Consider the following 14,797-nt stretch of genomic DNA (forward strand, 5'->3'; position numbering starts at 1 on the left):
GAGGACGCCGCTCGCATCGCCTGTTACGCGATGCCCGCAGCACGGGCATACCGGAAATGCGGGAAAAACAGTTGCGTCAGAACACGTGCATCATCCCGACGTATGCGCCGGTCTGCGATTCGCCAGCGATCGGGCTGGTCGGCGAGTTCGAATCGCGCGGCGTCGCGAACACCGAGAAGGTGCCGTTCTTGCTGTTGTTCACGTACGCAACAGTGCCGTACAGGAACGTGCGCGCGCTCAGGTTGTAGGTGGTGCCAAGCGCATAGAGCATAGCGTGGCTGCCCGGATCGTGCGCGGCGTCGCCACCGCCGTCGCCCACGCGGATGTAGAAGCCCGCCGCCGTCACGGCCCAGTGCGGCGTGGCCTGGTAGGTGGCGCCAAGCCAGTAGTGATCGGCGCGGTCGGCCACGCCCGCGGGAGAATCGGGTGCCGCATAGTGTGTGTAGGCGGCCTGTATCTTGAACTTCTGCACGCGTATGTTGGCGCCCGCAAAATACTCACGCGAGGCCGTGAAGATGTTGGACAGGCGACCGTTCGAATCTCGCAGTTCGTCGTAAATGCCGCGCAGATCAAAGAGCGTCGAGTGATAGCTGAGCATGATGCCGTCCGAGCGGCCGAACTCGCCCTGGGCGCCATTGTTGAAGCCGTTCGCCTGGTTACCGAACGCGTATTGCCCCTGCACGTCGACGCCGTGCCAGACGGGGCTGTGATATTCGACGTTGTTGCTGGTCTGTTGCCAGTTGCGCCCGCGTACCAGCGAGGCCGACGAGACCGCCTGTTGCACGAACGGATCGAATTCCCACACGCCGTCGCTGTCGATGAAGAGATTCCGGCCGGCTTGTAACTGGCCCCACGTCTCGTTCTTCAAGCCGACGTAGGCGCGGCGCGAGAACATCCTGCCGCCGCCTGACGTACCGTTCATGATCTGTAGTGCGGTTTCGAGGTCGAATAGCGCGGTGTTGCCGCCGCCCAGGTCCTCGGTGCCCTTGAAGCCGAGCATGCTCGTGCCCCAGTCGCCGCCTTCCGCGCTCCAGCGGCTCGAACTGCCACCCGTACCGTTGGCGATGTGATTCAGGTATTCGATACCGCCGTCGACGCGGCCATAGAGCGTCACGCTCGATTGCGCCAATGCGGCGGTGCTGGTTGCGAGTAGAACGAATGCGCCTAGTTGATATTTCACGTCAACTCCCAGGTGGATTCTTCTTTAGTTCTCCGCATCGCACCGTGCCCTGTCTGGGTTGGTGCAAACGCGGTGATTTATCCAGCATCGCGGGCATGCTCTGCGCGACGCCAGGCGGCAACGCGTAATTCAATGCGGATCGGACGGACGGATGACGCCGGGTAAATATAGCGCGTGATGTGCGCTGTGACTAGGGCGGTGACAATGGCTAGACGGGTCACAGGAAAGAGGTGGTCGGCGCGACGAAGGGAGTGAATCGTGCCGATGACTTGTCGTTCGCTCCTCCGCACCAGCCCCGCAGCATGGTAATTCCGCGGCGACCTTGAGCTAACCGCGCCCGGTGACCGGCAGCAATGCGCCAGTGATCGCGTCGGCATCCGAAGAAAGCAGGAAGGCGATGATCGAGCCGATCTGTTCCGGTTTCACCCATTGTGTGAAATCAGCGTCGGGCATGTCCGCACGATTCCTCGCGGTGTCGATCGTGCTCGGCAGGATGGCGTTGACTGTTACGCCCTTCTGTTTCAGCTCTTCGGCGAGCGCTTCGGTGAGACGTGCCACCCCGGCTTTCGATGCGGAATAAGCACCCATTCCCAGGCCCGCCTTGAGTGCAGCCATGGCACTGATATTGACGATACGTCCCACGCCGTTCTCCAGCAAAAAGGGAATCGCCGCTTCCGACGCCGTCAACACTGTTTTCACGTTCATCTGGTACATCAGATCCCAGGTATCTGCACTTCCTCCGGCGATCAACTCCCAGCGAAACCCACCCGCGATATTGACCAGTGCGTCCAGACGACCAAAACGGGTTTTGATCTCCGCGAATGCCTGCCGGGTTTGCGCAGGGGAAGCCAGATCCACTCCACCGATCGCAATCAGGTTGTTGCCCGATTCTTCCGACAGATGCGGTGCTGCTTCTCGACCCAGCAGCACGACCTGCATGCCACGCGTTGCCAGTACCTTGCCGGCAGTGCTACCCAAGGCACCGAATCCACCGGTTACGGCAACGACTTTTCCGTTCAGGCTATTGTTCATGTTCGAGACACCAAAGAGGGATCGTCCCGCAAGTGTAGGCCAACGCGCGGTCGTCGTCCGTCAGATAGACAAGAAATTGATCCGGGAGAATAAAGTCAGGAGGCGACGATATCGTGGTTCGCGGATTCAGCAGCTGGCGTTGTCACATTGCTGATCAGTTGACGAGACATTAGCAAGAGCGGCGTAGCTCAGCACACGGTCGAAAGATCCCGGGCAGTGCCGGTGAAAAGACGCCACGCCTGGAAGTGCGCGGCGAGTTGCCTGCGATAGAGCGAGGCGCGAAGCAGATGATGTTTGAGAGCGAAGTCCTGGCGAGGTGTGCTAGGCCTGCGTCAAGCCATGACGTAGTTTCACTGCTTCGGCCCCGGACGCAACCATGAATCGAAGTAGCGCCTTCGCAGCATCGGGTTCAGTTGACGAACAACCAATCGCAGCTGAGAAAACCGTGTCCAGTTGAATCTCCGGCGGCAATCCACCCACTACGTCGATGCCCGGCAAGTGGATCAATTCGCTCAATTGCTGGAAACCCAGTGCGACATCTCCACACGCGACCAGATCTCCCACAGGAACGCCGGGCGGCACCTGCACAGTACGTGCGGCAATGATGTCGGCAATGCCCCAGCGCTCGAACAATTGAGTCAAATACCTGCCGCTAGGCCCCGTCGAATAGCCGATGCTGCGCGCACTCAGAATAGCGTCACGAAGCGCCGCTTCGGTAAGCAAGTCCGGACGCGGCTGCCCGGCCGCGATGGCAACGCCGATCCCTGACCTCGCGAAGGCGACACGACTGACCGGATCGACACGGCCACCCGCATGTTTCGCCTTTGTATGTCGGATGTCGGCCAACGCATCGTGATGCCCAAACTGCTCGACCACTTGCGCACGGCCGCGCCGAACGTGCGTATCGATGTCAGTTACCCATCCGAACTGACGGGACACCTGCTCGAGTCAGGCGAAGTCGATCTGGCGATCGGGTTCCTGGCGCAGCTTGAAGCGGGGTATTTTCATCAGAGCCTTTTCAAAGACCGCTTCGTATGCATCATCAACCGGCAGCATCCGCGACTGCGCCGTAGCAAGATCACACTCGAACAATTTCAGTCGGAATCGCATCTGATCGTGGCGACGCAGGGAACGGGGCATTTCGTCGTGGAGCAGACACTTGAGCGCCTGGGAATAAGGCGGAAAATGGGACTTCGCATTCCAAACTTTCTAGGCGTTGTATCGACTATTGCGAGCACCGAGTATCTGGCCATCGTCCCGGAGCGGTTCGCCCGGATCATCGCGAATAGCAATCCAATCAAAGTGGTGGAACTGCCCTTCGATGTCCCGTCGTATCGCGTCATGCAGCACTGGCACGAGCGTTATGCGAAAGACCCCGCCGTGACGTGGATGCGTAACACCATCAGCACTCTGTTTCGGGAATGAACGATAAGGGCCGGTTCAAAAGCGTGGCGTGACTTCCGATCCGGGAAAATAAATTCGCTCGGCGCGAACACCCCACCGCCTCAGACGGATGGCACGCGACTACGCACACCTCTCCGAAACTCTTGCGGCCCCGCCCCTCGCTCGGCTCACCACGTTCATGCTTGTTCATACCGTACGCCTAACACAATCCGGTACCAACACAGGTCATCCGGGAGCCTGTCTCCGACTCAACCCCATTGCACCTATACAGGTCGTACCCCCTGAAAATGTGCACGTTACTCACAGTTCTCCATCGCGATCTGCACACCTTGCAACTCGATCTTTTTGAAATCCTTGATAAACGAAAGACGCAATGCACGCACGCGTTGCCCTGCTATGCATCGTTTGTCGTCGGACTCGAAATGGAACATTGAGACACATTGGCCACTCGGGTACTCGTTCGAAGTTTTCACCATCTCTGCACGATGCTCATTTCCAACAAAGTAGAGATACGTTGATCGATGGTTACTCTTGAACGACGAGAAGTGCTCTGGATGATTTGCCATAAACAAGGCCAATTTCGCCGCTCGATCGCGTCCCGTTTTCTGGGCCGAATTGATCTCCACCACATCGACAATATTGGTCGTAATTTTCATATCGACTGCAGCATAGCGGGAGAACTCCTCTGCAGAAGGATAGCGAGCCCAGAAACCCTCATTCATCATCTTGATTTCTGACGGCACCAGACATTCATCAGCACTTCCTGCAGCAAAACCCGCTGCACTGGTGCCAAGCGTTGCCAGGCAGACAATGACGCCAAATAACAATCTATCGATCGGCATCATGGGTTTTTTGTTTAAACTGGATATGAAATTCTTCGTTCAGGTCGGCAGGCGTAGATGTTTCCAACACGTCGCCTTTATCGATGCTATTTTTTGCATATTTCAAATAGGACGCGGGTACATAAAAACCCTTTAATTCAGATGGCTGCATCATGGCGAAATCAATTGCATCACTTTGATTTCCTCCAAGCAAGATCGGGTCCCCGTGCACAGTTTTCGCATAAACAAACGCGGCGTGTCCGCCCCTCGTATGCTTGTACACTGCGATGGAGCCAAAAATCGCCTTCTCAATTTTTACGAAATTTTTGCTTCTTCGGAAGGATTGCGAATTCGTCGGATTTTCAGTGATCGGGTAGCCAGCCTGCATCACGCACCAGTTAACAAACGATGCACACCATGCATTGCTTGAGCCAACCAGTGATTTAAGCTTCGACCCGACTTCCTTGTGATAGTTAATTTCTTTCGTTATCACCTCCTCTTTCTGCCCGTGCCAGTACCTGGCCTGCTCCAGCGCTCTCTCCATCCACGGAGCCTCTTGAGAAACAGCAGGGATCAACGCCAGCGGATGCCCTTGTCCAAGCTTGCTGCGGTCCAGACTAGTGGCCCGCGACGCCCCCACCTGGGCATCAATCGTTTTCACCGGCGCGCTAGCCTGCATGGCAGGTGTATCGGATCCGGGTTTGTCTGCACCTGAATCTGTCGATGCACGACTAACCTCATCAGACAAATTGCTGTGGATGCCGCCTGATTCTGTTTGCTTTGAGTGATTGCTGGGCAAACCCGTGTTGCCCGCAGGTAATCGCCGTGGCTTAGGCGCTGTGCCATTGATCATCAGGAAGCCTCCCGCGAAAATACGACTCGACTTAAGATGATTGTCGATCTTCAGTTGCTCGGTGGTTGTTGCGAATTTTGTTGCGATGTGGCTGAGCGTATCGCCAGCAATGATCTTGTAGCGGAATGGCGCCTTCTTTTCATCGCGCTTCGGGTTATCGGAGTAATGCGCGGGCGCGATAGCTGTTGCGGAGAAAAAGTCACGGAAAAACACATGTGCTGAGGATGTGGCCTGAGTAGTAATCGCACCGATCTTTCTCAATCCATCCGTTGCATCATCGACGAACAGTTGAATTTCCTGATCAATCTTGTCATAAGGTATCAGTAGTTGACCAAATTGATTACTCGACACCTTGCTTTCCTTGCCATTACTCTTAACGACCAGTGCCTGATTGGGTATCGGTTGTGCGCCATCAGATAGCGTGACCGACACCGTTTTCACCCACTGTTCGTGCCGGGTGTTCATCTTCGCATAGTAACCCTCACGCCTCTCCATGGCGTCCATCATCGCATCGAGTTGATTGTTGCCCATCGAACCGATTTGTTGATCCCGTGAAAACCCCGTGTGATCACAGATGAAATTTATATATGCCTCAGTATCGTTCTCGCTCGGTGGCGCATATATTTTCATTGCAGAGGAGACTGTTTTATTGTTGTATTTTCGTCGAAGCAATGCTTTCTTTTCCGCACGACCAGTGGCGTAATCGGGAAATATAAAAAAATCCCCGCTGGCTGTGCTGCCGATTCCTATTGATGTCCTGATATATTGAGATGGTGGTCGTATATTGCCGGGATTGTTGAATCGCCACGCGATAGTGCCACCGCTTCGCAACAGAATGCCACCATTATCTGCAACGTATTGCACGGTTAGTGTGGGTTTGTTGTGTGTTGCCGATACGAACTTAAGCATGACCGATTAACTCGCGGACAGATACGAAATATTTGAATGCTCAATGCAACGTTCTTTCTGTTTCAGACAGTGCACGTTCGACCGTGTAGTTTTTCTGCTCTGTGTATTCACTCCTGGCGACCGGTACGAAGTAGTATTTCCATTGCACCTCGCCGCCGTGGAAGAGACGATAAGTTTGAGTCGTGATGCTTCCTGGACTGCCATACCCCTGCATGGCTTTTTTGTGCGCTGTCACGAACCATGTGTTTTCCCCTTTCACAACTACCATTGCATCGCTGATGATTTCTCCACCACCATTGAAGGTATTGAAGTGAAGGTCGTAGTCGTGGAGCCTGGTCTCGTCCTTCACGATCGGAATCATGACGAGAGCTTTGTCTGGCTCTTCCAGATAGAGCGAGTAATTGAGGTAGTAGAGGCGTGAGTTGTCGGTCAATACGCCCGCCACCAACATCAGCTTGCCTTCCTTGACCTGCCAGCTGGTTACTCCACTTTGGTATTGCTCAGCATGTGTCAACCCGCCACACACAGAAAATATTGCTGCAACAATCAAGTGAGAATATTGTCGTTTCATGACTCGTTCAGCCTTCACCTTGACTTGCCCGCGCAAGATCGTTTTCTGGAATGACCTTAACCAGATCGTCTTCAGTAATAAATGGCGACGAGACTTCTTCGACGGAGAAAGGGTTGCTGTTGTCGTCTGGTTTAAGTGCATCCGACTCCAACCCGTCGTCAGCATGACTTATCTCAACCTGATGCGCCGTCCATTTATCCTCCCCGATCTTGAGAGTCAGCGTATCGGGCGTATCGAGGATGGTTCGTGGCATGCGTCCGTCTTTGCCAATTTGACCTGCCTGCAAGATCGATCCTGTTGAGTCAACAATCTTGAACGATCTGCCAATCCAACCGAGATCTTGCATGAGCAGGTTTGAGCCAAAGGTTGCAAAACGCAGACTGTACTTTCCACTGAGTTCACTGCGGGGCAAAACTGGGAGAACTGGGTACTGGGATTCCTTACCCTGTTTCTGGACAGTGATGACCTTGTAGAACAGGTCACCTGGGCCGCCGAGCGTGATGTTGCCGTCCTTCAACTGGACGAATGCGCCGCCGCACTCAAGGATAAGCTCCTTCTTCGCGCTGATGCGCACCGTGCCGTTGACACTCGCCACAGTTACATCCCTGTCAGCCAGCAACGACATTGCACCTCCCTGGGCCTGAATCTCGACCGGACCCTTCGCAGCGAACAGCTTGATGCCGAGCTTCTGCGCGAACACCGACACCAGTTCGCCAGTTGCTACCGTGAAGCGCTTCACAACGCTGATATCGAGGTTCCTGCCCGCCGCCGTCGAGATGTTCTCCTGCGTCGTGACCTGCACACCTGCGCCCGACACAATACCAATGGAGGCAGGCGCGCTCGCCAGAATCCCGGGCTGCTTCACGCCGTCCAGTTCATCCTTGACCTGCTTCTGCGCGTCTGTGTCAGCAGGGATGGCCTTCGCCGACATGGCCGATGCCGCCAACGCCCTCGCGATCTCCAGCGCACTCTCAATCTGTGCGATGGTGGCCTGCATGTCTAGCTGCTTCCCGGCAGCGTTGGGCTGATCGTGCGCCGACAGATGCAATCCCCTGCCCGCTCGTAGCGCGCCGTGCCCCGACGTACGCAGCTCAAATCCTTCGCCACGCTGCTCTTTCTTCCCGTCCACCAGATACCCGAGATTCAACTGGCTCTTGCCCGAGTGTTCGGTCGACAGCTTGATGCTCTCCTGCCCTTCCCAGTCCTCCATGCGCAGCTTGTTGTTGCTCTGCGTGCGGATCACGTTGCGCGAGAGCCACCGGTCCTGATTCGTGATCAGGTCGACGGCCTGGCTGTGGTGATGGAACTGCGAAATGTAGGGCTTGTCCGGATCGCCGTCGCGGAACGCCAGCACCGCCTCGTCACCGTCGAGCGCCGGGAAGTGGAAGCCCGTCTGCAATTTGCCGGCGAAGGGTTTCGCCAGCCGCAGCGGCACACTCTCGCCGCCCGGATTCCACTCATCAAAATCGCAGTCGAAGCGGACCGTGTAATAGCCCTGCTGCGTCAGGTACGCGTACTTGTAGTCGCCCGGTGAAGTGACGCGCGCGGAGAGCGTGCCGCTGATCTTCGACCATGTGCTGTCTTCGAGCTTCAGACGAAAGCGCCGGTCCGCGGGAATCGCCCGGTAGGTGTTGCGGTACGCCTCGTCACGCGCGCCTGTGTGCGTGACCTCAATCACGACCTGCCCGTTCGGCGCGTCGGGCAACACCTCGTCCATCTGCAGGACGCGCCCCGGTCGCAGGTCGAACGCATTGCTCTCGCCTTCGTACACGATCTGCCAGGCGATTGCTGCCTCATGGCGCAACTGGGCCTCCCACTTCGCTCCGTCCTGGTCGAGGTGATGCGTGCCATAGATATACGGCTGGCCATACGTCGTCGTGTCCTTGCTTGCGACATTGGCTTCAGCCCTGAAGCGCTCCCACGCCTGGTCGGGGTTGTAATCGGCAACCCGGAACGATGCCGGTACCGTATGCACATGGGTCTGCAACGCAGACACGGCTTCGACGCCCGACTCCATCCCCGCTGTTTCGCGATACCGCACCTTCAGTTCCGGCTGGTAGATGTAGTGATCGATGTCGTCGGCAAACACGACGACATCGCCATGCCTGCCTGGCACGATGTAGCTGTAGATCCCCTCCTGCTCCATCAGGATGTGAATGTACGGCCAGTCGGCAATCTGGTACTGGAAGCGGAACGTGCGCTGGGGATACTGCCGGCGTAGCCTGAAGACGAACTGGTGGCCCTTGAACCCATGACGGCGCAGGATCGCCTCGATGATCTGCGGAGCGGTCTGGTGCTGGTAGATCCGGCTCGTGCGTGTGATGTTCAGACGCACGATGTGCGCCTCAACAACGAACTGATAACTGCTGAAGTCCTTCGTCGTCTTCGTCTTGCTGAAGTGAGTGACGCAGCCCGAGAAGACCCGTGGCGCGCTACCGTCGGCCGGAACAATCGAGAAGGATGCATCCCTTCCGAGATAGTCCGCACGCGAGAGCCTGTCCCGATGCGTCAACTCGATTGTGATCCGGTACGGCTCGCCCATGCGCTCGACTGCCCTGAACGACACGACCGACAGGTCCTTCGTATTCGCGGTGCCCAGCACTTCCAGAAAATACGATTGCCTTCCGGTCAGCGACTTCAGATCCTTCGCGTATGCCGCGACTCCATCAAGCAGATCGGCCATTGCTCTTTCCTATTTGTTGCGTTGCTTCGAATCACTGCACTTCTGATCACTGCGTCGATTATTCATGTCCGCCCAGCGCGAACATTTTTACAGGAAAACTAAACGTTTTTCACGCTTCTGTGAAGCCGTGCTGCGTCGGATTCAGACAAATTTCCACCAACCGACCATCTTTGACAAAAGTTCACGCTCTGTGTATTCCAGAGGATTACTATTGCCTGTTTTTCTCTACACATAACCTTTGTTGTACTGATAGATATCTAATAATTCATTGCAATTCTCAAGAACGTCAAATAGCGAAAAATTAATTTTACGATGAGTAAGAGCTTCCAGAGCGAGGTGTCCAAGGCACGCGTGCGCTCGCGGAGCGCACCAAGGTGGACGTTAGCAAGAACAACTTTAATGTCGTGCTTGGGGGTTCCGGCCAAAGGCAAAAATTGCAGTCGAGAACACGATGCCAGGTGACGGTTCGGGACGCACTCCAAGCCCGATGGACAGACGCAGTCAAGCCGCCGAAAGCCGACCACGATCGCGACTGACGGCACCGCATCACACGGAGAGGGAAAATCGATCATGAAAATGATGGCGGTAAAAGGAAATCGCACCACCACCAACGGCTATGTGCTCGATGGTGACCCAAGCTCACTGGACAACGGGCAACCCATCACCCGTCACATGGATCTCGCCTCGTGTGGCCGCTGCGGCAGGAATGGACCGATTTTCGGGACGGCGAAGACGTTTGGAATAGGCAATGCACGAGGCGTACTCGATGGCGACATCGTCATGTGCGCTTGCCCCCAGGGGACGAACCGTGTGATCGCCCGCTCGACGACGTTCTATCAGGAATAACAGACGACACGCGAGGCCGCGCAAAGTCCATACACGCTCAGTCTGACGCCTGCGCGACTGAGATCCAGGCGTGTCGAGGTACCCATGCTCCATCCAGAACGGAAAACCTGCACGTATGACCACGACTTCCGGAAAGACCTCATCAAAAAATGACGGGCGCGTGCGCGACCACAGAACAACGCTGCTCCGCATTGCCGATGAAACGACGCATGACGTTTCCAGACTGATCCACAGCAGTGGCGGGCTGGCATTTGGCCGAGGGCTGATCACCACTATCATCGCTCTCGTGCTCGGGTTCCTGGGTCTGCTGGGAGTGCCGGTCTTCCACTTTCCCAGTACCTGACACACCAGAATTGCGTCACATGTATTCCGTGGACCCCGATACGTTGAACGAGGCAGATGATAGTCAAGAGACGTAATTGGCGCGAATCCGCAGAATGGGCACCGCCGCAGTCCGGCCTGCAATCTGGTGCGAAGGCGAGCAAGACGACCGCCGAACTGTGTTGCGTCATATCCCTCGTAGACGGCCTGCGTGGTAATGGCAGGAATATTCGGAGCTTCGAGTTCTAGGCAAACCTCCCAGATCCGCGATCAAGGGATCCAGGAGTCTCGCCCTGACGCATTCCATATCGTTGAAAGTTCATGACGGACTTTATTCTCTCGGATCAATCCGGAATTCCGCCGAAACGCCATTCCCATCATTTACTTGACATCTAAACTATCGAAGACTAAATTAACCTCATCACCTACTCGAGGAACGAGCATGCGTATCGTCTGTATCGGGGGCGGCCCGGCGGGGCTGTACTTCGGGCTGTTGATGAAGGGTCGAAATCCGGCTCACGAGGTCACGGTGATCGAACGCAACCGCCCGTACGACACGTTCGGCTGGGGCGTCGTCTTCTCGGACCAGACGCTCGGCAACCTACGCAATGCCGACGCGCCCAGCGCCGACCAGATTCTCGACGCGTTCAACCACTGGGACGACATCGAGATCCATTTCCGCGGCCAGCAGATTCGCTCATCGGGCCATGGTTTTTGTGGCATCGGTCGCAAACGTCTGCTGAATATCCTGCAAGCGCGCTGCGAAGCGCTCGGCGTGAAACTGGTGTTCGAAACCCAGGTCACCGACGACTCCGTCTATCACGCCGATCTGATCGTCGCCTGCGACGGCGCAAACAGCGCGATCCGCCAGAAGTACGCCACCACCTATCGTCCCGACATCGACATGCGCGACTGCCGCTTCGTCTGGCTCGGCACGCGCAAGCTGTTCGATGCGTTCACGTTCGCATTCGAAGAAACCGAATGGGGCTGGTTCCAGGCACACGCGTATCGCTTCGACGACGAGACCTCGACGTTCATCGTCGAAACGCCGGAACATGTCTGGCGCGCAGCCGGTCTCGACAAGATGGAGAAGGAAGAAAGCATCGCGTTCTGCGAGAAACTGTTTGCAAAATATCTCGACGGTGAACCGTTGCTTTCGAATGCCGCGCATCTGCGCGGCTCGTCGCAATGGATTCGTTTCCCGCGCGTCGTCAATCAGGAATGGGTGCACTGGCGCAGCAACGAAGACGGCAGCACCACGCCGGTCGTGCTGATGGGCGACGCGGCGCACACCGCGCATTTTTCGATCGGCTCGGGCACAAAGCTCGCGCTCGAAGATTCGATCGAACTCGCCAATAGCATCCGCGCGCATAGCGACGATCTCGCCGCAGCACTCGCGCACTACACCGAGGTGCGCAGCGTCGATGTGCTGCGCATCCAGAATGCCGCGCGCAATTCCACCGAATGGTTCGAACACGTCAGCCGCTATACGGCACTCGAACCGGAACAGTTCGCGTACTCGCTACTCACGCGCTCGCAGCGCATCTCGCATGAAAATCTGCGCGCACGCGACGCGGGTTATCTGTCCACGTTCGAAGACTGGCTCGCCGCACGCGCCGGTGTCGAACGGCCGCCGGCAAAGCGCTCCGTGCCGCCGATGTTCACCCCATTCACACTGCGCGGCGTCACACTGAAAAACCGTGTCGTCGTGTCACCGATGGCGCAGTACTCAGCGGTCGATGGTGTTGCCGGCGACTATCACCTCATGCATCTCGGCGCCCGCGCCATGGGCGGTGCCGCGCTGGTGATGGCCGAGATGACCTGCGTATCGCCGGAAGCGCGCATCACACCAGGGTGCCCTGGCATGTATGCCTCCGAGCATCTGACCGCATGGAAGCGCATCGTCGATTTCGTGCATAGCCAGACCGACGCGAAGATCGGCATCCAGCTCGGACACGCGGGTGCAAAAGCGTCGACGCGCGTGAGTTGGGAAGGCATCGACCAGCCACTGCACGATGGCAACTGGCCGCTCGTATCGGCGTCGCCGCAGCAATATCTGCGCGGCATCAGCCAGCAGTCGCGTAAAGCGAGCGTCGATGAACTGCGTGCCATTCAGGCGCAGTTCGTGCGCTCGACTGAAATGGCCGCGGCTGCCGGGTTCGACTGGCTCGAACTGCACTGCGCGCATGGCTACTTCCTGTCGAGCTTCCTCTCACCGCTCACCAATCACCGCACCGACGAATACGGCGGCTCGCTGCAAAACCGCCTGCGCTATCCGCTACAGGTCTTCGCTGCAATCCGCGCGGTATGGCCTGCTGACAAGCCAATTTCGATCCGTATTTCCGCACACGACTGGGTCGACGGCGGCACCACGCCCGACGACGCCGTCGAGATCGCGCGTGCATTCAAGGCGGCAGGCGCCGACATGATCGACGTATCGTCGGGTCAGGTCAGCAAGGAAGAGAAGCCCGTCTACGGTCGCATGTTCCAGACGCCGTTCGCCGATCGCATCCGCAACGAAGCCGGCATTGCAACGATCGCGGTCGGTGCGATTTCTGAAGCCGATCACGTGAACAGCATCATCGCAGCCGGTCGCGCGGACCTGTGTGCGGTGGCGCGACCGCATCTCGCGAATCCGTCGTGGACGCTCAACGAAGCCGCCAAGATCGGTTATTTCGACGTTGCATGGCCGAAGCAATACACGGCGGCGAAGTCCCAACTCGAACGGAACTTCGAGCGCGAACGCGCCGTCGCGCTCGCAAACGCGCAACTGTCGCCGCTCGAAATCGCGCAACGCGCGGAAGGCACGGTATGAATACGACAACGTCTACCGCATCGCTCGCGGGACAGCATGTGGTCGTTACTGGCGGCGGCAGCGGTATCGGCGCTGCCACTGCCGCCATGCTGCTGCGTGCCGGTGCACGCGTCACGCTGATGGGCCGCGATGCCGCACGGCTTGCTACGCAGAGCGAGCGACTGGCCGCACCGGACAGGGTCAACAGCGTGAGCGTCGACGTCACGCAGGAGGCGGCAGTCGAAGCGGCGTTCGCAGCTGCTACAGCCCGCTTCGGCCCCGTCGACATCCTCATCAACAACGCAGGGCAGGCACAGGCCGCGCCTTTCGCAGCAACCGATGCCGCGCTATGGCAACGAATGCTCGACGTGAACCTGACCGGCGTGTTCCTGTGCACGCGCGCCGCGTTGCCAGCGATGCTCGAGCGCGGCTTCGGCCGCATCGTCAACATCGCGAGCACGGCTGGCCAGACCGGCTATCCGTACGTCGCTGCTTATTGCGCGGCCAAGCACGGCGTGATCGGCCTCACGCGTTCGCTCGCACGCGAGGTCGCAACTCGCGGCATTACCGTCAATGCGGTGTGCCCGGGCTATACGGAAACCGAACTGCTGCAAGCCTCGCTCGATCAGATCACGCAAAAGACCGAGCGCAGCGAAAAGGAAGCGCGCGACGCACTGCTGCGCCAGAATCCGCAACGCCGTTTCATCGCCCCCGACGAAGTCGCGAGCACTGTGCTGTGGCTGTGCGCAGCGGGCTCCGAAGCGATCACCGGCCAATCGATTTCCATCTCCGGTGGAGAAATCACATGACACAGGCCACCCACGCAAAGAAGAGCGCAACCGCAGACACGAAAGCCACGCGCAAAGGCGTCGAAAAACCCGCCGATAACGTCGTCGACCTCGAAATGAGCACCGGCGCGGACAGCCATATGGGGCTGCGTCTGTGGCTGCGCATGCTGACCACGACGAACCTCGTGCAGGCGGAATTGCGCAGGCGCCTGCGCACCGAGTTCGATACGACGTTGCCGCGCTTCGACATGATGGCGCAGCTCGAGCGCCACCCCGAAGGTCTGAAGATGACCGAACTCTCGCGCCGGTTGATGGTGACGGGTGGCAACATCACCGGCATTACGGACCAGCTCGAAAACGAAGGATTCGTCGTGCGGGACGTCGATCCGAACGACCGCCGCTCGATCAGCGTACGACTCACGCTTGAAGGCCGCGCGTCGTTCGACAAGATGGCAATCGCACACGAGCAATGGGTCGTCGAACTGTTCGGCGGTCTCGGGCTCGACGAAAAATCGCGGATGCATCAGCGTCTCGGCAAGCTTAAGAAGCATCTGCTCGACAACGTCGAACGCTGATGCGCACGCACTGGAGAAAC

General features: G+C 57.7%; 13 protein-coding genes and 1 pseudogene. 6 read left to right on the forward strand and 8 right to left on the reverse strand.

Annotated elements, in window-relative coordinates; all coding sequences use genetic code 11:
• Window positions 1-76: 76 nt before the first annotated feature.
• The 4 genes and pseudogenes from BWP39_RS25940 to BWP39_RS25955 form a co-directional block, all read right to left on the reverse strand.
• The gene (locus tag BWP39_RS25940; RefSeq protein ID WP_096725112.1) at window positions 77-1,180 is read right to left on the reverse strand and encodes a porin; all 1,104 of its coding nucleotides are present in this window, start codon (window positions 1,178-1,180) and stop codon (window positions 77-79) included.
• A 327-nt stretch (window positions 1,181-1,507) separates the two neighbouring features.
• Window positions 1,508-2,212 (reverse strand): SDR family NAD(P)-dependent oxidoreductase, encoded by a 705-nt coding sequence (locus BWP39_RS25945; RefSeq protein WP_096725113.1) that lies wholly within the window; start codon window positions 2,210-2,212, stop codon window positions 1,508-1,510.
• A 188-nt stretch (window positions 2,213-2,400) separates the two neighbouring features.
• Window positions 2,401-2,526: pseudogene (locus tag BWP39_RS32695) on the reverse strand (IS6 family transposase); the annotation flags it as partial.
• A 7-nt stretch (window positions 2,527-2,533) separates the two neighbouring features.
• Complete coding sequence (locus BWP39_RS25955) at window positions 2,534-3,088, reverse strand: substrate-binding domain-containing protein (protein ID WP_207557105.1); 555 nt, start codon at window positions 3,086-3,088, stop codon at window positions 2,534-2,536.
• On the opposite strand from BWP39_RS25955, the gene BWP39_RS25960 reads away from it, so the two are divergent.
• Window positions 3,068-3,637, forward strand: coding sequence for a LysR substrate-binding domain-containing protein (locus BWP39_RS25960; protein ID WP_207557106.1), 570 nt, complete (start codon window positions 3,068-3,070; stop codon window positions 3,635-3,637). The two genes, BWP39_RS25955 and BWP39_RS25960, sit on opposite strands and share 21 nt — an antisense overlap.
• A 275-nt stretch (window positions 3,638-3,912) precedes the next feature.
• Here the strand turns inward: BWP39_RS25960 and BWP39_RS25965 are convergent, their stop codons facing one another.
• From BWP39_RS25965 to BWP39_RS25980, 4 genes are read right to left on the reverse strand one after another with little or no spacing between them, the layout of a single operon-like run.
• Window positions 3,913-4,461 carry a hypothetical protein gene (locus tag BWP39_RS25965; protein WP_096725115.1) on the reverse strand — a complete coding sequence of 183 codons (549 nt, stop codon included), beginning with the start codon at window positions 4,459-4,461 and terminating at the stop codon, window positions 3,913-3,915.
• Complete coding sequence (locus BWP39_RS25970; protein WP_096725116.1) at window positions 4,445-6,199, reverse strand: TIGR02594 family protein; 1,755 nt, start codon at window positions 6,197-6,199, stop codon at window positions 4,445-4,447. The genes BWP39_RS25965 and BWP39_RS25970 overlap by 17 nt, the downstream gene beginning before the upstream one ends.
• A gap of 40 nt (window positions 6,200-6,239) precedes the next feature.
• Window positions 6,240-6,770, reverse strand: coding sequence for a hypothetical protein (locus BWP39_RS25975; RefSeq protein ID WP_207557107.1), 531 nt, complete (start codon window positions 6,768-6,770; stop codon window positions 6,240-6,242).
• A gap of 7 nt (window positions 6,771-6,777) precedes the next feature.
• Entirely contained in the window at window positions 6,778-9,453 is a 2,676-nt protein-coding gene (locus tag BWP39_RS25980; RefSeq protein ID WP_096725117.1) for a type VI secretion system Vgr family protein, read from the reverse strand.
• 570 nt (window positions 9,454-10,023) lie between these two features.
• On the opposite strand from BWP39_RS25980, the gene BWP39_RS25985 reads away from it, so the two are divergent.
• The 5 genes from BWP39_RS25985 to BWP39_RS26005 all read left to right on the forward strand — a co-directional run bounded on the left by BWP39_RS25985 (window position 10,024) and on the right by BWP39_RS26005 (window position 14,777).
• Window positions 10,024-10,299, forward strand: a complete 276-nt coding sequence (locus tag BWP39_RS25985) for a PAAR domain-containing protein (RefSeq protein WP_207557108.1) — start codon at window positions 10,024-10,026, stop codon at window positions 10,297-10,299.
• 115 nt (window positions 10,300-10,414) lie between these two features.
• Window positions 10,415-10,642: a hypothetical protein gene (locus tag BWP39_RS25990; protein ID WP_133116943.1), complete on the forward strand. Its 228-nt coding sequence runs from the start codon at window positions 10,415-10,417 to the stop codon at window positions 10,640-10,642.
• 420 nt (window positions 10,643-11,062) lie between these two features.
• Window positions 11,063-13,435: a bifunctional salicylyl-CoA 5-hydroxylase/oxidoreductase gene (locus BWP39_RS25995; RefSeq protein ID WP_096725120.1), complete on the forward strand. Its 2,373-nt coding sequence runs from the start codon at window positions 11,063-11,065 to the stop codon at window positions 13,433-13,435.
• The gene (locus BWP39_RS26000; RefSeq protein WP_096725121.1) at window positions 13,432-14,223 is read left to right on the forward strand and encodes an SDR family NAD(P)-dependent oxidoreductase; all 792 of its coding nucleotides are present in this window, start codon (window positions 13,432-13,434) and stop codon (window positions 14,221-14,223) included. Before BWP39_RS25995 ends, BWP39_RS26000 begins: the two co-directional genes overlap by 4 nt.
• On the forward strand, window positions 14,220-14,777 hold the full coding sequence (locus BWP39_RS26005) for a MarR family winged helix-turn-helix transcriptional regulator (RefSeq protein WP_096725122.1): 558 nt from the start codon (window positions 14,220-14,222) through the stop codon (window positions 14,775-14,777). Before BWP39_RS26000 ends, BWP39_RS26005 begins: the two co-directional genes overlap by 4 nt.
• The last annotated feature ends 20 nt before the right edge of the window (window positions 14,778-14,797 follow it).

It is taken from the genome of Paraburkholderia acidicola (assembly GCF_002362315.1).
GTDB classification, from domain to species: domain Bacteria; phylum Pseudomonadota; class Gammaproteobacteria; order Burkholderiales; family Burkholderiaceae; genus Paraburkholderia; species Paraburkholderia acidicola.

What these genes read in the sequence shown, in the direction of transcription:
- BWP39_RS25995 (WP_096725120.1), top strand. Translation starts at nt 11,063, where the DNA reads ATGCGTATCGTCTGTATCGGGGGCGGCCCGGCGGGGCTGTACTTCGGG.
- BWP39_RS25980 (WP_096725117.1), bottom strand. Translation starts at nt 9,453, where the DNA reads ATGGCCGATCTGCTTGATGGAGTCGCGGCATACGCGAAGGATCTGAAG.
- BWP39_RS25945 (WP_096725113.1), bottom strand. Translation starts at nt 2,212, where the DNA reads ATGAACAATAGCCTGAACGGAAAAGTCGTTGCCGTAACCGGTGGATTC.
- BWP39_RS25985 (WP_207557108.1), top strand. Translation starts at nt 10,024, where the DNA reads ATGAAAATGATGGCGGTAAAAGGAAATCGCACCACCACCAACGGCTAT.
- BWP39_RS25990 (WP_133116943.1), top strand. Translation starts at nt 10,415, where the DNA reads ATGACCACGACTTCCGGAAAGACCTCATCAAAAAATGACGGGCGCGTG.
- BWP39_RS25975 (WP_207557107.1), bottom strand. Translation starts at nt 6,770, where the DNA reads ATGAAACGACAATATTCTCACTTGATTGTTGCAGCAATATTTTCTGTG.
- BWP39_RS26000 (WP_096725121.1), top strand. Translation starts at nt 13,432, where the DNA reads ATGAATACGACAACGTCTACCGCATCGCTCGCGGGACAGCATGTGGTC.
- BWP39_RS25960 (WP_207557106.1), top strand. Translation starts at nt 3,068, where the DNA reads ATGCCCAAACTGCTCGACCACTTGCGCACGGCCGCGCCGAACGTGCGT.
- BWP39_RS25965 (WP_096725115.1), bottom strand. Translation starts at nt 4,461, where the DNA reads ATGATGCCGATCGATAGATTGTTATTTGGCGTCATTGTCTGCCTGGCA.
- BWP39_RS26005 (WP_096725122.1), top strand. Translation starts at nt 14,220, where the DNA reads ATGACACAGGCCACCCACGCAAAGAAGAGCGCAACCGCAGACACGAAA.
- BWP39_RS25970 (WP_096725116.1), bottom strand. Translation starts at nt 6,199, where the DNA reads ATGCTTAAGTTCGTATCGGCAACACACAACAAACCCACACTAACCGTG.